Source organism: Streptococcus sp. k-90 (assembly GCF_013277565.1).
Taxonomy (GTDB): Bacteria; Bacillota; Bacilli; order Lactobacillales; family Streptococcaceae; genus Streptococcus.
The window spans coordinates 1-263 of record NZ_VMNE01000046.1; the positions used below are offsets into that span (position 1 = coordinate 1).

Sequence of the window (263 nt, forward strand, 5' to 3'; positions counted from 1 at the left end):
TGTACTGATCCCAAAAAGTTGGACAAATAATTATTGAAAGGATTTAGTTCTGTATTGGACAGGACTAAGTCCTTTTAGTTTTACCTTAATTCGTTTGTTGTTGTAGTAATCGATATAGTCTATAATGGCTTGTTCCAATTGATTAAGTGATTTAAAGTTTTTCTCATGGCCATAAAACATTTCGGATTTTAAAATGCCAAAGAAAGATTCCATCATACCGTTGTCTGGGCTGTTGCCCTTACGTGACATGGATGCTTGAATTC

1 protein-coding gene is annotated in these 263 nt (G+C 34.2%); it reads right to left on the reverse strand.

Annotation, left to right across the window (positions count from 1 at the left end; translation table 11 throughout):
• Positions 1–30: 30 nt before the first annotated feature.
• Positions 31–263: IS3 family transposase (locus tag HT734_RS09175; RefSeq protein WP_173278508.1), on the reverse strand; the 233-nt coding region annotated here is incomplete at its 5' end.